This window comes from Pseudoalteromonas sp. EB27 (genome assembly GCF_001974875.1).
In the GTDB taxonomy this organism is placed as follows: Bacteria; Pseudomonadota; Gammaproteobacteria; order Enterobacterales; family Alteromonadaceae; genus Pseudoalteromonas.
The window spans coordinates 164,779-187,221 of record NZ_MTQD01000003.1 but is presented as its reverse complement, the minus strand read 5'-3'; the positions used below and the strand labels follow the sequence as shown (position 1 = coordinate 187,221).

The following is a 22,443-nucleotide window of genomic DNA, read 5'->3' as shown; positions in this document are numbered from 1 at the left end:
ATAAAAAAAGCCCCAGAGGGGCTTTTTATAAGTTGCTTTAGCTAAATAAAATTAAATTTTAACACCGTTGCGAGCGGCTTTATCTTTAATATATGTAGACCAACCTTTTGCAAACTTACGCGTGCGAGGGTCATCCATAGCTTTAGTAATTGCAGCATATGCTTGCTTATACTTACCTTGGTAGTAATACGCCTCAGCTAAATCTGAATAAATAGTACCCTTTTTATCAGAGCCAAGCTCTAATGCTTTGTTCAAACGAACAATAGCAGCACTGAATTTTTCAGATTGTAAAAGTAACGAACCAGCTTTGCGGAAAAGCTCGGCGTCGTCGTCAAATTTAGCAGCTTCTTCGTAATACTTAGCAGCTTTTTCTAGATCCTTAGAGCGATGATAGTTACTAGCAATCGCGCTAACATTCTGCTTAGTACGTTTTACCTTTTCACTCTTAATGGCCTTTTCTAGCGTCACAGCTGCTTTAAAAGGGATCTCATTTAAAGAGTAAAAGTTAGATAAGACTTTATATTCAACTTCATTTTCAAAGTAACCATTCTTGTATGCAACTTCCATAGTTGCTAAACCTTTAGAATAATCCTCGGTTTGTAGGTAATACTTACCTAAGCTAACCCAAGCTTTTTTATCATCAGGCCATACACGAACAATCTCTTCGCCAATTGTAACCATGTTTGCATAATCTTTAAGTTCAAAGTATGCACCCAGTTTTAATTGGAAAGGGCCTTTATTAGGCTCTTTTTGAAGCTTTATTGCCTTATCTGCTGGTTCAAAAACATCACGGAATTGTCCTAGCTGATAGTTAGCTTGGGCAATACGTGTGTAAACAGTAGGATCTTCTTCACCGGTAAAGTCCATCCAAGTAACATAAGCTTTCTTAGCTTCTTGATACTTTTCTGTACCGGCATATAAATCACCTAGCAGCTTTAGAGTTTGTTCTTGATCAGCAAAGTTTAAAACATCAGGCGCAACGGCTTGTTTAGAATATTTAATCGCTTCGTCATACTTTTCTTTTTGAGCGTACATGCTACCTAAGTAACGATTTACGGTCGCCTTGTCAAAGTCATTAGAAGGGTCAATCTCTCTAAGCAAAACAATTGCTTCATCAACTTTTTCTTCGTTGTACAAGTCAAACGCTTTAATTACTTTTTTACCAGTACGCTCGCCCATGATTTTAGTTTTTGCTTTCTTACGCTCTTCAATCTTTGCGTAATCTGGCGCTGCTAAAACAGATGCACTTAAAGTAGCACCAGTCACAGACATAAGAATTGCAAGAGCAGTTACTTTAGAAAAATTTCTCATTACTCGCCTCCTTAGTTGCCTTGGTTAAGTTTAAAGTCTAATTGAACTTGTAAACCTGGTTGTTTCTGTGGTTTTCCGTCAATGATCTTAGGACGGTACTTCCACTTACGCAGTGCACGTTTAGCTTCACGGTCAAAGATACGCTTCGGATCTGCGTCAATTACTTCAACGTCAGTTACTCCACCTAACTCATCAATTGTGAATGAAAGTTGAACCCAACCTTCTTTACCATCTCGCGCTGCTTGCGTTGGATATTTTGGCTCTATACGAACGATCGGTGTCGCATCACCATCTCGTCCAAATGCACCAGGACCACTTAGTCCACCAGCTGAACTACCAACATCAATGCTACCCATGTTAAATGACATAGCACCAGGGTTTGGATTATTATTTTCCGGCTGTGGCGGCTGCGGTTTAGGCGGCTGCTTTGGCGGTGGTGGAGGAGGAGGCGGTACACGCTTCCTCTCCTGCACCTTAGATTCAGGCGGATTCGTCATTATTTCGACTATGATCTGCTCTTTTTGTTCCGTATTACGGTCAGCCCCACCAGAGATGAGGAAGGCCATGAAGTAGAACAAGCCGAAAGTAACTGCCCCACCTGCAATCAGTGAAAACAGAAAACGAATCATTACTGATCTCCAGCTATTGAAATTCTAAGGTTGTCACCCGTCGCTTTAATCTGGTCCATAACTTTAACTACCGTACCGTGTTTAGCTTCTTTATCAGCTTGTATAATTACAACTTCGGTAGGTTGCTCTGCTAATAAACTTTCGATTTTTGCTGAAATACGCTCAACATCAATTTGTTGTTTATCAACCCAGATTTCGCCGTTACCACGAATAGCAATAAAAATGTTAGCATTTTTTTGCTTAGTAGCTTGGGCAGCTTTTGGTTTATTGACCTCGATACCAGCCTCTTTAACGAACGATGTAGTTACGATAAAGAAAATAAGCATGATAAATACGATGTCAAGCATTGGCGTCATATCAACCGCAGCTTCTTCTTCTTCACGAAAACGTTGTTTACGTGCCATATTTAATTCTCTCTCTAGTGATGAGGCATACTATCAATAAGTTTGGCTTTCACCATTTTAGCTTTTGTCTCAAGACGTGAGCTAAAAAATACTCCAGATAATGCCGCAACCATTCCAGCCATTGTTGGGATTGTTGCCATTGAAATACCTGATGCCATTAAACGTGCATTACCTGTGCCCTGGTTGGCCATGGTTTCAAAAACCGAGATCATACCAGTAACAGTACCAAGTAAGCCTATTAAAGGACAAACAGCTACTAATGTCTTAATCAACAACATACGCTGATCTAATTTTTCAGACGCTTCAGAAATCCATGCTTCACGGATTCTGTGTGCGTACCAAGACGTAGTGTCTTGGCGGGCATCCCACTTTGCTACAATTTCTTTCGCTGTGCGAGGAAATTCTGCAAGTAGGAACCAATAGCGCTCAATCATTAAAACCCACATCAGAAAGAGTGCTATCGCGACCACGTATAAAACCTGGCCGCCTGTGCCAACAAAATCCCTGATAGATTCCCATATCTCCATCAGGACTAGCATTAGGCTTTCTCCTTCTCCGCGTGAGTAGCAACGATACCCGCGCTTTGCTCATCAAGGATGTGTAATACCGACTTACTACGACCGGCTACAAGAGCATGAAGTAGAATTAGTGGTAATGCAGCAATTAGACCTAGCGCTGTAGTTACAAGTGCTAGAGAGATGTTACCTGCCATGATCTTCGGATCACCCGTACCGAACAATGTGATTGTTTGGAACGTTAGGATCATACCGATTACTGTACCTAGTAGACCAAGTAATGGTGCGATTGCAGCAAGAATCTTAATTATATTGATACCAGCTTCGATACGTGGCGTTTCACGAAGAATCGCTTCATCAAGTTTAAGCTCAAGGTTTTCAACATCTTGGTTCTTGTTGTCATGGTAAACTTTAAGAATACGGCCCAGTGGGTTATTTGTATTCGGTGTAGCAACATTTTTAAGCTGGCTCTTAATCTTACTAGTAGTAAGTGTAAGGTCAACAAAACGAATTAGAGTAATTAGCATACCTAAAGCTAGTAAAGCTGTAATGATATAACCAACTACGCCACCTTGATGGAAGTATTCCATAAGTGTCGCTTTTTGAGTGTTGATACGTAAGATAGCACCACGAGTCGGATCGATATAAACACCAGCGTAGTTATCTGATGATGTATTTTCAAGCTCAGCGATACCGTCTAAAATATAACCATCTGGTTGTTTACCTAGAGGCTGAATAGACTTAGTTTCTGGTGAGTAGATTAAGTAACCATCATCTGTAACTAAGTTAAAGTTACCGATACGTGTTACTTTCTTCATTGACGGGTTACCATCAAGACCAGCAACTTCAGTTTCAAAAGTCGAAACTTTAGCTGATTCAGTCATTTCTGTTTGAAGTGAAATCCAAAGTTCTTCAAGTTCACGAACAGTTGGAAGTTCTTTAGCAGCAGCTAATGAACGTAAGATTTCTGCACGGCCAGGTTTCTCAGCACTAACTAGTGATGCTTCGATAGAACCAATAGCGTCTTGAGCTGCACGACGTACAACACCAAACATCTCACCCAAAGTACCTTGAGCACTTTGCAGAGCTGCTTCTTTTTCAGCTAATGTATTTTCATTTTGTGCATATTGCTTAGCTAAGCTTTCACCACGAGACTTCTCAGAAGCAAGTTCGCTTTTAGCTTTGTTAAGTAAAGATTGCTTGTCAGCACGTTCTGATAAGAACTCTTGCTCACGTTGCTTATTAATTTTACCTTCAGAGATACGCTCTTGCTTTACTTGCTCAAGAATTTTATCTAGAGCTCCAGTATTTGCATGTGCATTAAGCGCGGTACCTGCAGAAACAGTTAGTACTGCTGCAACAGCAAAACCTTTAAATAGTTTCTTCATTATTGATTACTCCGCGCCAAAGATAGGTAGTTTAACAAGTTCTAATGTCGCTTGCTTACGCGCCATACGAATAACTTCTTTAACAGGTTTTAGGTATTCTTCACCTAATTCTTTCCACTGTTTAGTATTGTTATCCCACACCCAAGCATGTTTCAAGTCAAATGACTGAGCAACGTAAGTGATACGACCTAACTGACCGATATCAACGTTAATGCTCTTGCCATCAACTTCTAGAGTACCTTGTGAAGCAGATACAAGTGAGCTGTACGCTGTTTCAATAGTGTACGATTCAAGTACTTGACGGAATTTTTCAGACGTCGTTACAGACGCAGAAACCATGATTTCACGTAGTCTTTCAACACGTGCTAAACGCGTTTCTAGATTAAATGGAACGTCCGCTTTGATGAATTGCTCAAGCGTATCGATCATGCGATACATCAAAGGCACAACGTTTTGTTTCGTGTTATCAATCGTAGCGATTTGACGATCAAACGATTCAATAGACGCGTTTTGGCTATCAACCAAGCGCGACACGTGATCGTTATACACTTTCATTAGTTCAGTCTCATCAACAACGCTACGGTACTCAGCGATTAGCTCCTGAGTTTGACCATATACATTGTCAATTTTAGTTTGAGACTTAACCGCAGCCTTTTGAATTTGTTGACCTGCTTTTTGCACGTCATTCAAAGGATCTGCAATCACATTGCTGCTTGCAAATGCAAAAGCGCCAACCAACGCAGTTGCTACAAGACTCTTTCTGATTTTAACAGACATAGTTCCCAACCAATTAAGTAATGTTACTTTTATAATTTAATTATCCTCCGAAGAGAACAACCCTGATATCTTTTAATAGATATCAACCTTCCAATAATGCTAAATGCAATTAGCGCTGTCAACTTGATGTTTACTAATCTCTGCAAATAAATAGCTAAGTTAATGCTTAAACAAAAGTACTAGCACGCAAATGTTAACATTATTGCAACTAACCTTTTTCTTAATATTTCAATTAAAGCCTTTTAAGGGGTGTATTTATTCGCATTGTACTGACATAAAACAACATTATTGCAACATTTAGCTAAAGCTGAATTCGCACTGAAAAAAAACAAAAAAAAATATAGATAGATATCGTAAAAGTTATTTTTTAAACGATTTCAGTACATTTTATCTCCCCAACAACACTTCATCTGAAAAAACAAACCATTTATCGCACAAAAAAACAACACCGCGTAACCGCTAATATTAAAAGCACCTACTTCACGTTCGTACTTTTTAAAATTCCTATTAAAATGTATTTCCCGTAAATAGTAATAATAACCTTAACGACAGGTTTATTTAGTAAATCAATAACTGTTGATAATTAGACGAACCCCACTCGTCGCTCCAAAAATATTTCATATTATTTAAAGCTTAAAGTTAGCCAATATCTAAGCTAATCACGAGGAATACCAATTTTCTTAATTACGCTATCTATTTTGGGGTAATAAAACCTTATTGATAACAATTAGCTCTCTTGTCTATTTAGGCTGCTGCACCACCTCCTACATCCATGCAGCCGTATATCAGAATTTTTTATCTGGTTAATGCCAAGCTTAATTCGTCAAATTAATTAAGAATTATCTCGGGGTTGAATTGGTATCAGTTTAAGATTATTTTGCATAATTATAGGAAATGCTTTAACAGCGCTAGAAAGTGATTTAACTTGTTGGGTTATTCGAATAGCTAAAGTTTTTTGATGTATATTGAAATAAAGATGAACTAGATATTTTAAATGCAGGAATTTGTAAAGTGTAAAATAAAGTAGATTAAGGAGGGGGGGAATTATGGTGAAACAGAGAACTGCTTCACCAAGATGAACTAGAGTTCACATAATAAATTATGCTGCTTCTACGTTCTCAGCTTCAGGGCCTTTTTGACCTTGTTTGATGCTGAATGTCACTGCTTGACCTTCGCTAAGAGTGCGAAAACCAGAACCAGTGATTGCGCTGAAATGTACAAACACGTCAGGACCATTTTCTTGTTCAATGAAACCAAAGCCTTTAGCTTCGTTGAAAAACTTTACTTTACCAGTAACCGACATACTAAATTTTCCTGTAAGTCAATAATTAAAATTCAGCCATATTATTATGGCAATATCCTCCCTGAGTCAATGCTCAAAAATATGGAGGTACAGTACAGGAACAAGTAATAACCTAACCGGTAACCTTAAACGCAGCACAATATCCGTAAATTCAATACATAAAAACTCAAAGCAAGGTAAGATTAACACATTATATTTTTTTTCGCTCTATTAATTGGGAATTATTTATTAAAAATATAAATTTGTTTTGAATCGCCTTTAACTGACTAATTTACAAGCAAAAACTATAAAGTATTATTGTAATATATATTGCTATAAGCCCGTATAAAAACTCCCTACAACCGCCATACAGTCAAATAACGCCTCAATAATATCGAAAACACAAACAAAAAAGCCGCCTAAAAAATTAGGCGGCTTTTGGTTTAAATATATAATATTAGCTATTCAACAGACCAATCAATAGTATCCTCAGCTTTTATAGGCACAACTTCAGAGTCGCCTAAAGTGAAGCTTGCTGGTACTTGCCATGGTTTTCTTTGCAATGTAATTGTATCGGTATTACGTGGTAAATCATAAAAGTCAGGGCCAAAGTGGCTTGCAAACCCTTCAAGCTTATCCAGAGCTCCCGCATCTTCAAATGCTTCCGCGTACAACTCAATAGCGGCATGAGCCGTATATGCTCCAGCACAACCACACGCAGCTTCTTTTTTATCTTTATAATGTGGTGCAGAATCAGTTCCTAAGAAGAATTTTTTATTTCCACTTATAGCTGCGGCCATTAATGCTTGCTGGTGAATATTACGCTTGAGAATTGGCAAACAATAATAATGTGGGCGAATTCCACCGGCTAACATATGATTACGATTATAAAGTAAGTGATGAGCTGTAATTGTTGCTGCTACATTGCTAGGTGCATTAACGACAAACTCTACTGCATCTTTAGTTGTAATATGCTCTAGCACAATTTTAAGTTCTGGAAAGTCACTCACAACATCCCCTAAAATCGTATCCAAGAATACTTTTTCACGGTCAAAAATATCAATTGATGAATCGGTAACTTCTCCGTGTACTAACAGCAACATACCTACTTCTTGCATTGCTTTTAAAACAGGATAAATATTTTTTACTGATGTAACACCCGAGTCAGAATTAGTTGTAGCGCCAGCAGGATAGAGCTTTGCAGCTACTATTTTTCCCGTTGCTTTGGCTTTTTTTATTTCTTCTGGTGTCGTTTTATCAGTAAGGTAGAGCACCATTAAAGGCTCAAAGACACCTTTTGGACCTGCTGCCATAATGCGCTCTCGATAAGAAAGAGCGGTATCAGTACACGTTGCCGGCGGAACAAGGTTTGGCATAATAATAGCGCGGCCCATGTATCTGCTAATGTCTCGTACAGTATCTTTTAACTGGTCGCCATCACGTAAATGTACATGCCAGTCATCTGGGCGAGTGATAGTAAGGGTTGTTACAGAATTTGTATTGTTACTTGTCATTACTTTGTTCCACGGCTGAATTTATCCGATCATAGGCATATGAGGTTTTCGAGTAAAGATTTTATTAAAAATAATGCGTATGTCGATTACATTACTGAGCTGTTAGTTAAAGCTTAGTACTCTAATTCAATTGGCATTAGCCTTTGTTATTATTTACAATTAATTAAAGTCATTCGTTGTAAAAGTTTACAGCTAATTAAAACCACTCATCGCTTTATTTTGTACAAAATCCGAGATTAGGTTAACTTAGCCCTGTATTTAAAAATAAAAAGAATAATATAAATTGCCTATGTCTTACAAAAATGATGCTACAAAAGCACTTGAGATAAAAACTGATCAACTGAGTATTATTAATCAATTTTCATCCAGCTTATTGCAACTCGATACACTAGACGAGCTATTTGAGTATGTTACAACGCACGTTGTTAACCGTTTAGGGTTTGTTGATTGTGTGATTTACCTTGCCGACAACAATGCTTATACATTAAATCAAGTTGCATCTATGGGTATTGCTCACGCCCGTGACAAATATCAAGCCGAACGTAAAGTAATACGCTTTAGTGAAGGTATTACTGGGGCTGTTGCAACTACTGGCAAAGCCGTAATTATCGATGATGTAACAAAAGACCATCGTTACATTGCTGATGAGCGCCCTGCCCAATCAGAACTATGCGTGCCTCTTATATATAAAGAACAAGTTTTAGGTGTTATTGATTGTGAGCACCCTATTAAAGCCTACTTTACCAACGCACACCTCGAAATACTTACAACAGTTGCCCACTTACTCAGTGCTAAAATCAATCAGGTAAATACGGTAAATAACTTACAAAAAACCGTTGAGCAGCTCAACAACGCACAAAAATTAGAAAATAGCTTATTGCAAATAGCTAACCTGACCTACAAAGCTAACGACTTAGATACCTTCTTTGAAGCCCTGCATTCAATTATCAACAACCTACTTCGTGCTGATAATTTTTTTATCGCTTTATATGATAAAAAAGTAGATATACTTGACCTTGTTTACATAGTCGAAGAAGGCATTAACACCAAAACACATCAAAAAATATCTAAAGAGCAGCTAAAAGACACTGCTTCATATTATCTACTGCAAACAGAACAAACCTTATTACTCAACAAAGACGCCTTTCAAAGTCATATTAATAACGGTGACTTTAAAATGGTGGGAAGACAATCTGAGTCATGGTTAGGTGTTCCATTTAAAACAAGTGATCGAATAAGCGGTGTTATTGTTGTACAAAGCTATGATAGAACGCTGCACTACAACGAGCACGACAGTGCTCTTCTCACCTATGTCAGTCGCCAAATCAGTATGGCATTAGATAGGCAACTAGCCCGACAAGAGCTCGAACATAAAGCATTACATGACGAACTTACTGGCCTTGCTAACCGCTCATTACTCATTGAGCGAATAAAGCATGCTATTTTACGTTTAACGCGCGCTAAAAAGAGTACTAGCCATGCCCTGTTGTATCTAGATTTTGACCGTTTTAAAAGTATTAATGATTCATTGGGGCATGAAGTCGGAGACCATTTTCTTATAAAAATATGCGACTTAATTAAAAGTACAGTAAGAGGCACTGATACGTTCGCTCGTTTAGGTGGTGATGAATTTGCTATTTTCATGGAAAATATTACACATAAAAACCAAGTTAATGAAGCTTTAAACAGAATTAAAAGCGCATTATCAAAACCTATAAATGTAGATAGCCACTTACTTCAGGCCTCTACTAGTATTGGTATTGCCTATACCGACAACATAAACGATAAAGCTTATATATTATTGCAACAAGCTGATGCTGCTATGTATGAAGCAAAATCCACTGGGCGTGGACAAGTTAAGTTTTTTAATAACACGATGCGTAAAAAACTTAAAACCCATGCGGATATCGAAAATGACTTGCAACACGGTATAGAACACAATGAATTTGAACTCTATTTTCAGCCAATTTTTACAATTACCACAAGTGAGGTTATTGGTTTTGAAGCACTTGTGCGCTGGCATCACCCTAAAAAAGGATTTGTACCCCCTAATGACTTTATACCGATAGCTGAAACTACAGGGCAAATTATAAATCTTGATTTACATTTACTTGATTTAGCCGCTCAGCAGATTTCCAATTGGCACCAGCAAGGTCATCGCTTTTTGAAAGTAACGGTTAATGTGTCGTCACGACATTTTGCAAGCCTCGATTTTGTAGCGCAAATACATTCTATTTATAATAAGTACCAATTACCTCTGGGTTCTTTATGTTTAGAAATTACCGAATCAGGCTTAATAGAAAATCTAGAACTCGCCACTCAAATAATAGAAGGTCTTTCACCTTTAAAAGTAAAATTGTGCCTTGACGATTTTGGAACGGGTTATTCAGCACTTGGCTACTTGCACCAACTGCCTATTCATATTTTAAAAATAGATAAAAGTTTTATTGACCACCTACAAGATTCCACCAACCCACTTGTTGAAGCAATTTTATCACTTGCTCAATCATTAAAGCTTGGAGTTGTTGCTGAGGGAATAGAAACATCTGAACAATTAGCGATTTTACAATCGACCGCATGCGATTACGGCCAAGGCTTTTTAAAGTCGAAACCAGTTACTGCCAAAGAAGCTATATTACTAATTAATAAACCCTTATAAAAAGAGCCAGCGAGTTGGTCGCTGGCTTAGGTATTACGTATATACTCATCCATTGAGCTAAACTAAAGCAAAACAGTAAAGCGACTCTATTTTTTAAACCACAATCTAAAGTAAACATTCAACAAACCCCGCCTCATACAGTTATCAACATGGTCAAAATTTACGCTCATGTAAAGCACACTGCAATCGATATACTTAAAATACAACATGAGGCAAACTCATCTGAATCTCATCAAACCAGTTTTTAAATGACTTTTATCGTTACTAATTCTAATATTTTCGCGATTCATAGCAATAAACTGTAATAAACCACAATAAATCGCAAACTTTTAGCCATCTAGACGTTGAAACGTTTTTTGTATAGGCGTAGTATGTGGTTAATCTGAGCTGAACTCACTTTTTCCATGAGAATTTTTAAAGATGATTGGTATTAAACATTTAAAAACCATAGCAACCCTTAAAGAAACAGGATCTTTGGTTAATACGGCACGAGAGTTATTTTTGACACAGTCTGCTTTATCTCATCAAATCAAAGATTTAGAGAACAAATTAGATTGCCAATTATTTGAGCGTAAAACTCAACCAGTCCGTTTTACTCCTCAGGGAATGCTATTACTTGAGTTAGCTCACGAAATATTGCCAAAAATGGAAGCGACTAAATGCCGTTTGAAAGAAAGCTTAAATCAGCCTATTTCTCAACTGCGTTTAAGTGTGGAATGCCATGCATGCTTTCATTGGTTATTACCTACTATTAAAGAATTTAATAACTTTTGGCCTGATATAAAAATTGATTATGAACGTGGCTTTAGTTACGACGCGATTCCTGACTTACTAAGCGATGAGCTCGATTTAGTTTTAACATCTGACATACGTGAACCCGACACACTAGAATACGCGCACTTATTTGATTTTAAATTAAAGCTTATTGTGGCACCGGATCATGAACTTGCTAAAAAAGCGTATGTAACAGCGCTTGATTTAAAAAACGAAACTATTATTTCATACCCAATCCCACGTGAACGCCAAGATATATTTAAGCATTTCATTCAAAATGCACGTTTTGACGGTACGTTAAAAACGGTTGATCAAGGGTTACTTATTTTTCAGTTAGTGAGTGCCGGCATGGGCGTTGCCGCTTTACCTGATTGGCTAGTTACACCTTATGAAAGCCAAGGCTTGATAAAGTCAATTCCTTTGGGTGCTCTTGGCCTTACTCGTCCTATGTATTTAGCAATGAAAAAAGACATGAAAGACAACCCTGTTTATCGTCACTTTTTAAATACGTGTAAGTTAAATAACGGTCGATAATCATCAATATAATGAGTAATATCGCTGTAATTAACTCTACAGCGTTTAACTCTTATGTTTGTTATTAAAAAAATTATTGGTGGTTTACTTATGCCACTGCCTCTATTTGGTTTATTTGCGTGCCTGATGCTCCTACTCGCATTTAAAGGCCGCAAATCAGCTCTCTTCTTATCTGCTTCAAGCTTAATTGTATTACTTGCATTGAGCACACCCTTTATCGCCAATTTAATTATCCACAATAATGAACCTACGTCGCTTGCATTTAATGCTTTAAAGCATCCAAAAATAGACAAAATAGTTGTACTAGGTTGCGATATAAACCCAAATCCTGCACTCAGTGCTAATAATCAATTAGGTAATTGTGCGTTAACGCGCTTATTAGAAGGTGTAAAACTAGCAAAGCACTACCCTAATGCAGAGCTTATAGTTTCAGGCGGGGGTTATAAAAATACCACTAATAGCGGGCTTATGTATCAAACAGCAATTAGTTTAGGAATTAATAAAAGTCGTATACTCCAAAACCCTAAAGCGATGGATACCGCAGAAGAAGCTAAATTATTAGCACCTAAATTAGTTGATTTTAAAGTCGCGCTAGTAACATCTGTGCTGCACATGCCCCGCGCCAAAAACTTATTCAATGCTCAAGGTATTGAAGTAATAACCGCCGCCACTGATTATCATAATTTTGCTGCACTTCCATGGAGCAAACAGTTTATTCCCAATGCTCATGCCTTACTTGTGGTTACGCAATACAGTCACGAAGTAGTAGGAAACACTTGGATAAGTCTGCGCCGCTGGGTAGAACCAGAGGCACTGTAGCTCATTTCGTCTAACTAACCTGAACTCTGGATAATAAATCTACCTCAAGTAGAGTTCAGGTTAACTAATAGATAGCCTAGTTAAACTGGGTTATCTATATCTATAAATGTCACATCAAAACCATGCTCTTGAGCAAGTAACTCACCCAGAGCTTTTACACCATAGCGCTCTGTTGCATGATGCCCTGCAGCAAAAAAATCAATGTTTTGCTCACGAGAACTATGAATTGTTTGCTCCGATGCCTCACCCGTTAAATATGCATCAATGCCTTGCTCTGCTGCTAAGTCAATATATCCTTGCCCACCACCAGTACACAGTGCAATGGTTTCTATTTTAGCTGAGCGTACTAAGCTTGTGAGCGGGGTTCGATTAAGCATTTTTGCAATTTTATCTGCAAAATCTTCACCACTTAATGGTGTTTTTAAACGCCCTTTCATTGCTACGCTATTTGAAGTTGGCTCTAGCCCTGTTTCAATTTCAATATCCAATAACTTTGCAAGTTGCGCGTTATTGCCAACTGCTGGATGAATATCGAGTGGTAAGTGATAGCCGAATAAATTAATATCGTTTGCTAGTAGCGCGCCTATGCGACGCTTTTTCATACCCGTTATTGGTTGAGATTCCCCTTTCCAAAAAAAACCATGATGAACCAAAATAGCATCTGCTTGTTGCTCAATGGCAGCTTCTATTAAAGCTTGACTTGCGGTTACACCCGTCACAATTTTTTTAATTTCGTTTTTACCTTCGACCTGTAAGCCATTTGGGCAAAAATCTTTTATTAAATGAGGTTTCAAAATGTCATTTAGGAGTTGGTTAAATTCTCTACGTTGCATATAACTTACCTTACTTAGCACTGAATTTTGTGCAAATTTTGGCGTTTATAGCCCTAAAATGGAAGGAAAATCGCAAAAAATTGAAAAACTGTTTTAAAATAGGTATAAATACCTCTTCTTTATCTGTGTTCACAACGTATAGGGTCTCTGATGAGCAAACTAGACAAAACAGAAGTGTTATCTGCCTTTGAAGCAGCGTACGAAACTGCCAATGGTAAAAAACCTGAAATCACAACTAAACCTGGTTGGTACAGCATTGATGGCGGTAAAAATTTACGCCTAGCTGACGTAGCAGAGCTTACTAAAAAATTAAACTCTGGTAAAACAACTAAAACGAAAAAACCAAAAGCAGCTGCGCCTGTTAAAGCACAGAAAAAAGCGCCATTCACTGTTGTTACCGAAAACGAAGAAGGTTACACAGCGGAAGAACTTTGGATTGTAATTTTAGCTCGTAAAGATCATGACTGTCGCTTACCGCGCGGTGTTGTTTAATCAACATTTATGATTTTTAAAAGAAACCGCGTTAAGCGGTTTTTTTATGGGTGTTATTTACTAAAAAATAAAGCTTATAAGTTAAGTAAGACTAAAAAAGCGGCTATGTAGCCGCTTTCAAAAGATCTAAATAAATTATAACTTTTCGAAGTAAAGTGGTCCGCGTGCTTTTTTACCCACTTCATTCATCGTTTCTGCATTGAATAATCGACCATTGATCATGGTGTAATCTACTTTATCCGAATCTCGAATATTTTTAAGCGGATCGCCATCTATAACCATTAAATCAGCCAGTTTGCCCACTTCAAGCGAGCCTACGTTTTTATCAAGCCCTAAATACTTAGCCGGATCGAGTGTTGAAGCACGTATTGCCTCAAGCGGCGTCATTCCGCCTTGTGCAAACATCCACATCTCCCAGTGTGCACCTAAGCCTTCACGCTGGCCGTGAGCACCTAAGTTAACTAAAACACCTAGGTCTTGCAGCTCAGCTGCAACGCGTGCGTTATTAAAGTGATTATAGTGATGATCGGGCGCTTTAATGCGGCGCATAGAGCGTGGTAATAATTGGTTTTTAGGCACAAACTTACTTAAACGCGGATGATTCCACACATCAGTTTTATCGTACCAGTAATTTTCACCCCAAATACCACCATAAGCCACTACAAGCGTTGGTGTATAACCGACATCACTTTGCGACCATAACTGCTTTATATCGTCGTATATGTTCTCTACAGGGATTGAATGCTCAATACCTGTGTGTCCATCTACAATCATACTTAAGTTATGTTGTAATAATGAGCCACCTTCAGGGACGACCATCATTTCAAGTTCACGACCTGCCTCAATAACTTGTTGGCGCTGCTCACGACGAGGTTGGTTGTACGACTTAACACTAAATGCACCTACTTTTTTAAGGCGCTCTAAATGAAATTTAGCATCGTCTAACGAGTCAATATGCGACGTATAACCTGGCATATTTGCGCCATATAAAATAGTACCCGTTGAGAAAATACGCGGGCCAACAATCATGCCTGCCTTTTGCATTTCGCTTGCGGTAAATATTTCAGAGGTATCGTTTGATGGATCGTGAATTGTAGTTACACCTAGCGCTAAACCTGCAAAGTTTTTCCAGTTTTGCTCAGGTATAATTTCGTTACTTGCTTGCGAGCCATGTGCATGAGCATCAACAATACCAGGCATAATTGTTTTGCCTGTTACATCAATAACCTCAGCACCTTTAGGGATGCTTATATCACTGGCTGTACCAATTGCTTTAATATGCTTGCCATCAGTAATAATGACACCATTTTCAATAACCTTTTCGCCGTCCATAGTAATAATTTTTGCACCAGTAAGCGCAATCATACCTTTAGGCTCAGCCATTTTTTTACTGAAACCAATATTATCGCCACTTTTTACTTTAAGGTCGGTATCTTCGGCTTTGTTAATAGCAAACATCCCATCAAGGCTTGCATGATAAAGTTCAGGCCCTAATGTCCAATAAAGCGTGTTGCTCTTAGCGCTCCAACTAATGTTTTCACCAGCACGTACCGATAACTGCTCTATTGGAAATTGGCTGTCTTTAGGCCCAATATTAATTGTTTTACCACTTTGTACAAACGGCGTTACAAATACTTTAAATCGCTCAGCAAAAGCTAGGTATTTGCCATCTGGCGATACTCTAAATTCTGTAGCATGCTCTGACTCATATAGTTTGCGAACTTTTTTACTTTCAAGTTCAACCACACTTAGCGTTGGTTTTGGCCAAGGACTCATTATAAAAACGCGATCGTTTGCATCTCCAAATTGTGGTTGATAACCACTTTTTGAAATAAGCTCACTTTTACCGCCTTTTGCGCTTACACTATAAACCCCCGGATTAAGTGACCACTTAGGGTTTAAAATACTCCCCCCCGTGGCTTTTCGATAAACAACCGTTTTCCCATCTGGACTAAACGTAGGCTCTACATACTTACCTGGCTCTTTAGTAATTGTATCGCCGCGACCACTGCGCGCAGAAACCACTCTTACAGACCCTTGTTTGTTATCATCCCATGTGGTGTAAACTATTTTTTTACCATCGCGGGAATACTGCGGAAATAATTCGTAATGATCAGTTTGTTTTGTTAAACGCTTAATTTTACCTGACTCTAAATCGCGTTTATAAATGTGTCCTAGCGCTTCAAAAATTGCCGTTTCGCCATCTGGGCTTACTTGCACATTACGCAGCATTTTTACATCAAACTCATCAGTATCTAAGTTTTGTGTAAAGCGCACTGCTTTTTGAATTTTTTTACTTGTTTGCACTTTAAAAGGAATGGTTTTAACGGATTTTTCTGCAACATCTAGCTTGTGAATTGTACCACCAGCCCAAAATACTAACTCTTCGTTATCGGGTGTCCATGCAATAGTTGGGTATACACCATGAATAGCCCATGTTTCTTGCATATCTCGCTCAAGCTTATCGTAAAGTTTAGTGTGCTCACCGCTAGTTAAGTCATATAAATAGAGGCTTGTTTGAAAATCATCACGCTTTATATAAGCAAGCTTTTTACCATCTGGTGAGGGTGTAGGCCTAATTGCGCCGCCCATCGTATCGATTATGGCTTCAATTTCACCTGTTTCACGGTCGTAGCGCTTAATTTTATAAATGCCCGCTACAGAATCCTTTGAATAATGAAAGGTTTTACCCGGTGTTGCATCATGTGAAAAGTATACATAACGACCATCCGGTGAAAACATTGGCTCACCTAAATCTTTTTGATCGTTCTCGCGTTTTGTAAGCTGCACGCCCTTGCCACCGGCTTTATGGTACAACCACACTTCACCCGCACCCAATGAGCGGCTAGCTGTAAAGTGTTTACGTGCAACTAAGTAGTCGCCATCAGGACTCCATGCAGGGCTATTTAGTAATCTAAAGGTTTCGTCAGTAACAGCGTGTTGGTTCTCGCCATTTAAGTCCATTATCCAAATGTTATCGCCACCCCCTTGATCGGAAGTAAACGCAATACTTTTGCCGTTAGGACTAAAGCGTGGTTGCATTTGCCATGCAATATCAGAGGTGAGCTTTGTAGCTGTACCGCCACTCATTGGCATAGTATAAATATCGCCAAGTAAGTCAAACACCACGGTTTTACCATCAGGGCTGATATCTATATTCATCCATGTGCCCTGCTCAACGCTAATTGCAGCGTCAACAAATTGTCCTTTAGGTGAATCTACTTGCCATTTTTGTTCGTCTTTTTCAGCGGCATTTACCTGCCCTATCGCTAATGACACCGACAGCGCCAATACTGTATGAAGCATTTTTTTCATGCGTTTCTCGCTTGTTATTGTTGCAGTAAAAACTATTTCACATGATTGCAACAAAAACAAACGCAACTTGCCAGCGTTATATGATAAAGCGCGGTTTATGTAGGTTTAATGCCAAACAATAGGGTCAAATTGATAGTAATTCACCAACATGCTATAAATTTCAGGATCGTATCGGCGAAGCTCTGCGGGTTTTTCGAGAAAGGTTTCGGTGAGTACAGCAAAAAACTCAGCTTCGTTAGTCGCACCATAGCTGTGAATAACATGCGGCATGCTATAAGCAACATGACTTTTTAACTGGGTGAAAGCGCGGCTAAATACTCGGCCCCACTCTTTGTAATCTGCTGAGCTTTTTAAAATGGGTGTGCCTGTGGTTTTACCTGTTTCTTGATCGAGTTGATGCGCAAACTCATGAAATACCAGGTTATGTCCATCACTTGGTAAACGATTACCCTCAAGCACGTCATGCCAACTGAGTACAAGCGTGCCGCCTGGCCAAGACTCACCTAACCTTACCGTATTATGGTAACTCACAAGTCCTGCACTATCGCGAGTTGATTGCGGAGCGTAATAAGCACTTGGGTATAATAAAATTTCTTTTACATTTCTATATAACGGCCACGGTTTATTAAGCACTAATACACACGCATCGGCGGCAACAATTAGCTTCATTGCAGACGTTAACCTTAAGCCATCACAACCGACAAAACGTTTTTCGTTTAAAAACCACGTAATATGTCGCTCTAATTTATCTCTGTCAGCATCGGTCATTTTTTTATAGATGGGCATGCAACGCAGTAAAATATCTTTTTGCTGCGAATTTAAAGCAAAGTCTTTATATTTACTGCGCCATAATCTATTTTGAATTGATGGCCAGCGCCAGAAAATCACCACAAAAAGAATTAAAACAACAATTAACAGTCCATTTATCATGGGGATTTCCTGAGCTAAGGTATGGTATATAAATATGTCCGGCACACGTGTATTTCAAGCATATGAGGTTTGTATTTAAATATAAAGTAATTCGAATTGTATGACCTATAAACTACTTATAAATTACTTACTGCTTTGCACTACCGTTAAAATGGTGACTTTTAAGATTAAACTTTGCAAAAGGTGTCAAATGTACCCTGCAATGTGTTTATAAACTTTGCTACGTGCAAACCATCCATTAATGAATGGTGTACATCAATAGCTAAAGGCATTGTGCCGGTGTGTTTATCAAACTGACCAAATACAAATTTAGGAATACCTAAACTCTCCCCTTCACTAAATGCATGCGAAAACGCACTAAAATTCAGCCACGGCAAAACAGAAATATGAATTAAGTCTGCCTGCCCTTCCGTTTGGGCAAACGCATCAGAAAATAATGGCTGTAATTTCGCTTTTGTGCTTACATCACTTGCATGTTCTGCAAACTCTTTAAACTCGCCCGTGCTATTAAAATAACCAAAAACAAATGTATCGTTTTCAGCAAGCTCCACCACGCTTGCACGAACACTGTTAAGTAGCCATGGCTTACTGTCTATAATACGTAGCATTATTGAGTCGTACTCATGGCACGCTTTTAAGGTGCAATATACATACGCTTGAAAAAAAGAATATTGATTGGTTTTACAATAGTCGTACAGTGCTTGAGCATCTAAACGCACACACACGTTAAAATAAGGCTGAGAAAAGTGTTTAAATAATTCAAAGTGTTGCTTTCTAGGCCAATTATCTAAATCGATAGGCTGAATAAGAGAAGTTGAGAGAGTCATAATTTGCCGCACAAAATTAAAAATAAAGTGTACCGCTGTTCAGTAATAATTGCATTAGGGTCTGTTGATCTTTCAAGATTGAATCCGCAAAGATCAACCCCCCTTGACTTACAGATCAAAAAAGGGTGTGCAATTGCACACCCTTATATAAATTCGGACTTAGATTACAGACCGCTTTTAATGATCTCTTGCGCTAATTCATCAGCAATTAAATGCGGTGATTTTTGCTCTTTTTCGCTACGGGCAAAAAAGGGTGTGCAATTGCACACCCTTATATAAATTCGGACTTAGATTACAGACCGTTTTTAATGATCTCTTGCGCTAATTCATCAGCAATTAAATGCGTTGATTTTTGCTCTTTTTCGCTACGGGCAAAAATTTCAGTTAACGTATTAAAAATACCTTCAACATGTTTATTGGACGCTGCTGCACTGTAACCTTCTGGCGCTGTTTCGTAATAAACATTAATAATACCACCGGCGTTAATTACGTAATCAGGTGCATATAAAATGCCTTTTTCCCGAATAATTTCACCATGGCGAGACTCTGCCAGCTGATTATTGGCACAGCCTGCAATAATAGTCGCTTTTAAACGCGGTATAGTTAAGTCGTTAACCGTTGCACCTAATGCACACGGTGCATAAACATCAACATCTAAGTCGTAAATTTCATCAATACCAACCGTAGTTGCGCCAAAATCATTAACTACGCGATCAATTGCAGCTTGGTTAATATCAGTTACAAACAGTTCAGCGCCTGCATCATGTAAATGTTTACATAAACCATAAGCAACAGCACCTAAACCTTGAACGGCTACTTTAACGCCTGCAAAATCTTGATGGCCACGTTGATGTTGTAACGCGGCTTTAATTCCTAAAAAAGTACCGTATGCAGTGAATGGCGATGGGTTACCACTTTTACCTTCAAGACCCAGTACATAATTAGTTTCTTTATTCATAATAGCTACATCAGCACATGTGATGTTTACATCTTCTGCTGAGTAATAACTGCCATTTAATCGCTCTAATTGGCGACCAAATGCACGAAATAACTGCTCAGATTTAATTTCTTTTGCATTACCAATAATGACTGATTTACCGCCACCAAATGGTAAGCGCGCAACTGCATTTTTATAAGTCATGCCCTTTGATAAACGTAGCACGTCGTAAACAGCATCTTCGTCGTTCGCATAATCCCACATTCTACATCCGCCAACTGCAGGACCTAGGTTGGTATTATGTACAGCAATAATTGCTTTTAAACCCGACTCTTCATCAGAACAAAAAACCACTTGTTCATGGTTATCAAATTCAACTCGATTAAACACAGCCACTTAAAATACTCCGAAATAGTTAACCCATGAGAGGGTATGCGCGCTGGAAATTGCCGAGACTTTATCACTTCATATTCGAGTTCGCTATACTCGCAGAAGATAAAACCAATGAAAACATCGAGCTTAAATTAAATAACCGAATTAAAACTATTGTATAGATAAAAAATTCACAAAATCGTTATTTGTAAGTTTTAAAAACTATAAATGGAACAACCACACCACCTTACGTTTACGTGAACGTAATATCACTATTGCGTGTAAAGTTTAATATACAAGTGCTGCTTGCCCGCCACGTACTGCTGCCTATAGGTTTTCAGTAAAAGGTGAGCTTTTTCGTTAACTGGTCAGAGCTGTAAACTTACTAATAACTCTATTTAAAAAAACAAAAAAGCGAGCTCTAGGCTCGCTTTTTAAAAACATAACGTACGTTATTTTAGCTTGCTATCAAGCTCTTCAATTTTAGCTTTCCAGATTGCAGGGCCTTGTGTATGCGCATTGGCGCCTTCACTGTCTACTGCAACGGTCACTGGCATATCTTCTACTTCAAATTCATAAATAGCTTCCATACCTAAATCTTCAAAAGCAACTACGCGTGCTTTTTTAATCGCTTTAGATACTAAGTAAGCTGCGCCGCCTACTGCCATTAAATAAACAGATTTATGCTCTTTAATCGATTCAACTGTTGCAGGGCCACGTTCAGCTTTACCAATCATGCCTACAATGCCTGTTTTTTCTAGCATCATATCGGTGAATTTATCCATGCGAGTAGCTGTTGTAGGGCCTGCAGGACCTACTGCTTCATCACGTACCGCATCAACAGGACCAACGTAATAAATAAATTTATTATCAAAGTCTACGCCTTTTGGTAAACCTTCACCTGAATTGATCATATCTTGCAAACGTTTATGCGCTGCATCACGGCCTGTTAAAATAGTGCCCGAAAGTAAAACGGTTTCACCCATTTTCCATTCTTGAACATCTTTTTTGGTCAGTGTATTTAAGTCAACACGACGTGTGCCTTCGCCCACTTCAAATGTTACTTGTGGCCAATCTTCTAGTTTAGGCGCTTTTAAATTCGCAGGGCCAGAGCCATCAAGCGTAAAATGTACATGGCGAGTTGCCGCACAATTTGGGATCATTACTACAGGTTTTGAAGCCGCATGCGTTGGTGCTGTTTTAATTTTAACGTCAACAACCGTTGTTAAACCGCCTAAGCCTTGTGCACCAATGCCTAATTTATTAGCACGGTCAAAAATTTCTAAACGCAGTTTTTCTTCAGTTGTCTCTGCGCCGCGCTCCATTAGTTCATGGATATCAACCGGATCCATTAACGACTCTTTAGCCATTACTGCTGCTTTTTCAGCCGTACCACCAATACCTATACCCAGCATGCCTGGCGGACACCAACCAGCACCCATTGTTGGTAGTGTTTTTTCTACCCACTCAGCAACGTCATCTGACGGGTTTAACATAACCATTTTACTTTTGTTTTCAGAGCCGCCGCCTTTAGCCGCAACCATTACTTCTACTTTTCCACCCGCTACTAAATCAATATGCACAACCGAAGGCGTATTATCTTTAGTGTTTTTACGTGTGCCAGCAGGGTCTGCAACAATGGATGCACGTAAAGGGTTATCTGGATTTAAATATGCACGACGAGTACCTTCATCAACCATTTGTTGAACGGTTAAATCTGTTTTATCCCACTTAACATCCATACCTACTTTAACAAAACAGGTAATAATACCGGTGTCTTGGCAAAGTGGACGCTTGCCTTCAGCCGACATGCGTGAGTTAATTAAAATTTGTGCAATGGCGTCTTTAGCCGCTTTACTTTGTTCTTTGTTGTACGCTTTTTCGAGTGCTTGAACAAAATCAAGTGGGTGATAGAACGAAATATATTGCAATGCATCTTCAATGCTATCAATAAAGTCTTGCTGACAAATTGTACTCATAGTGGTTCCTTAAGTTACCGTTACGCGTTGTCGCGTAATCTAAATCAAACCGGTGACGGTGGTTTGCACTGTTTTTTGCAGCTTAGTGCTGCCAAAAAATTTGACTTATGATACCCTCCCAGCCCGTTTCGAGCCAGTTCTTAAAGGGGCAG

18 protein-coding genes are annotated in these 22,443 nt (G+C 38.7%); 4 read left to right on the top strand and 14 right to left on the bottom strand.

Going from position 1 to position 22,443, the window contains the following annotated elements:
- Positions 1-51: 51 nt before the first annotated feature.
- The 8 genes from BW142_RS05135 to pyrC all read right to left on the bottom strand — a co-directional run bounded on the left by BW142_RS05135 (position 52) and on the right by pyrC (position 7,820).
- Complete coding sequence (locus BW142_RS05135; protein ID WP_076924112.1) at positions 52-1,311, bottom strand: hypothetical protein; 1,260 nt, start codon at positions 1,309-1,311, stop codon at positions 52-54.
- 11 nt (positions 1,312-1,322) lie between these two features.
- Positions 1,323-1,940 carry an energy transducer TonB gene (locus BW142_RS05130; RefSeq protein WP_007583869.1) on the bottom strand — a complete coding sequence of 206 codons (618 nt, stop codon included), beginning with the start codon at positions 1,938-1,940 and terminating at the stop codon, positions 1,323-1,325.
- Positions 1,940-2,344 carry a biopolymer transporter ExbD gene (locus BW142_RS05125; protein WP_076924110.1) on the bottom strand — a complete coding sequence of 135 codons (405 nt, stop codon included), beginning with the start codon at positions 2,342-2,344 and terminating at the stop codon, positions 1,940-1,942. Before BW142_RS05125 ends, BW142_RS05130 begins: the two co-directional genes overlap by 1 nt.
- A 14-nt stretch (positions 2,345-2,358) precedes the next feature.
- Positions 2,359-2,883, bottom strand: coding sequence for a MotA/TolQ/ExbB proton channel family protein (locus BW142_RS05120; RefSeq protein WP_002961709.1), 525 nt, complete (start codon positions 2,881-2,883; stop codon positions 2,359-2,361).
- Positions 2,883-4,247 carry a MotA/TolQ/ExbB proton channel family protein gene (locus BW142_RS05115; protein WP_076924109.1) on the bottom strand — a complete coding sequence of 455 codons (1,365 nt, stop codon included), beginning with the start codon at positions 4,245-4,247 and terminating at the stop codon, positions 2,883-2,885. The genes BW142_RS05120 and BW142_RS05115 overlap by 1 nt, the downstream gene beginning before the upstream one ends.
- Before the next feature lie 6 nt (positions 4,248-4,253).
- Positions 4,254-5,024, bottom strand: coding sequence for a DUF3450 domain-containing protein (locus BW142_RS05110; protein ID WP_076924108.1), 771 nt, complete (start codon positions 5,022-5,024; stop codon positions 4,254-4,256).
- 1,099 nt (positions 5,025-6,123) lie between these two features.
- The gene (locus BW142_RS05105) at positions 6,124-6,327 is read right to left on the bottom strand and encodes a cold-shock protein (RefSeq protein ID WP_002961702.1); all 204 of its coding nucleotides are present in this window, start codon (positions 6,325-6,327) and stop codon (positions 6,124-6,126) included.
- Positions 6,328-6,767: 440 nt separating this feature from the next.
- The gene (gene pyrC / locus BW142_RS05100; protein ID WP_076924107.1) at positions 6,768-7,820 is read right to left on the bottom strand and encodes a dihydroorotase; all 1,053 of its coding nucleotides are present in this window, start codon (positions 7,818-7,820) and stop codon (positions 6,768-6,770) included.
- A gap of 289 nt (positions 7,821-8,109) precedes the next feature.
- Here pyrC and BW142_RS05095 point away from each other — a divergent pair, with 289 nt between their 5' ends.
- The 3 genes from BW142_RS05095 (at position 8,110) to BW142_RS05085 (ending at position 12,606) form a co-directional block, all read left to right on the top strand.
- Positions 8,110-10,479, top strand: coding sequence for an EAL domain-containing protein (locus BW142_RS05095; RefSeq protein ID WP_076924106.1), 2,370 nt, complete (start codon positions 8,110-8,112; stop codon positions 10,477-10,479).
- A 420-nt stretch (positions 10,480-10,899) separates the two neighbouring features.
- A complete protein-coding gene (locus tag BW142_RS05090; protein WP_002961689.1) occupies positions 10,900-11,787 on the top strand; it encodes a LysR family transcriptional regulator in 888 nt (295 codons plus the stop codon).
- A gap of 54 nt (positions 11,788-11,841) precedes the next feature.
- Positions 11,842-12,606 carry an ElyC/SanA/YdcF family protein gene (locus BW142_RS05085; RefSeq protein WP_076924105.1) on the top strand — a complete coding sequence of 255 codons (765 nt, stop codon included), beginning with the start codon at positions 11,842-11,844 and terminating at the stop codon, positions 12,604-12,606.
- Positions 12,607-12,686: 80 nt separating this feature from the next.
- On the opposite strand, the gene BW142_RS05080 is transcribed toward BW142_RS05085, so the two are convergent.
- Positions 12,687-13,439: a Nif3-like dinuclear metal center hexameric protein gene (locus BW142_RS05080; RefSeq protein WP_076924103.1), complete on the bottom strand. Its 753-nt coding sequence runs from the start codon at positions 13,437-13,439 to the stop codon at positions 12,687-12,689.
- Positions 13,440-13,589: 150 nt separating this feature from the next.
- On the opposite strand from BW142_RS05080, the gene BW142_RS05075 reads away from it, so the two are divergent.
- Positions 13,590-13,931: a hypothetical protein gene (locus BW142_RS05075; RefSeq protein WP_002961684.1), complete on the top strand. Its 342-nt coding sequence runs from the start codon at positions 13,590-13,592 to the stop codon at positions 13,929-13,931.
- A 135-nt stretch (positions 13,932-14,066) separates the two neighbouring features.
- Here BW142_RS05075 and BW142_RS05070 read toward each other — a convergent pair whose 3' ends face one another.
- From BW142_RS05070 to BW142_RS05050, 5 genes are all read right to left on the bottom strand, one after another.
- Positions 14,067-17,246, bottom strand: coding sequence for an amidohydrolase family protein (locus BW142_RS05070; RefSeq protein WP_076924101.1), 3,180 nt, complete (start codon positions 17,244-17,246; stop codon positions 14,067-14,069).
- A gap of 105 nt (positions 17,247-17,351) precedes the next feature.
- A complete protein-coding gene (locus tag BW142_RS05065; protein ID WP_076924099.1) occupies positions 17,352-18,176 on the bottom strand; it encodes a M90 family metallopeptidase in 825 nt (274 codons plus the stop codon).
- 167 nt (positions 18,177-18,343) lie between these two features.
- Positions 18,344-18,982 carry a chloramphenicol acetyltransferase gene (locus tag BW142_RS05060; RefSeq protein ID WP_083707558.1) on the bottom strand — a complete coding sequence of 213 codons (639 nt, stop codon included), beginning with the start codon at positions 18,980-18,982 and terminating at the stop codon, positions 18,344-18,346.
- Positions 18,983-19,295: 313 nt separating this feature from the next.
- Complete coding sequence (locus BW142_RS05055) at positions 19,296-20,336, bottom strand: Glu/Leu/Phe/Val dehydrogenase (protein ID WP_076924096.1); 1,041 nt, start codon at positions 20,334-20,336, stop codon at positions 19,296-19,298.
- Positions 20,337-20,764: 428 nt separating this feature from the next.
- Entirely contained in the window at positions 20,765-22,291 is a 1,527-nt protein-coding gene (locus BW142_RS05050) for a fumarate hydratase (protein WP_007583843.1), read from the bottom strand.
- Positions 22,292-22,443 lie beyond the last annotated feature (152 nt).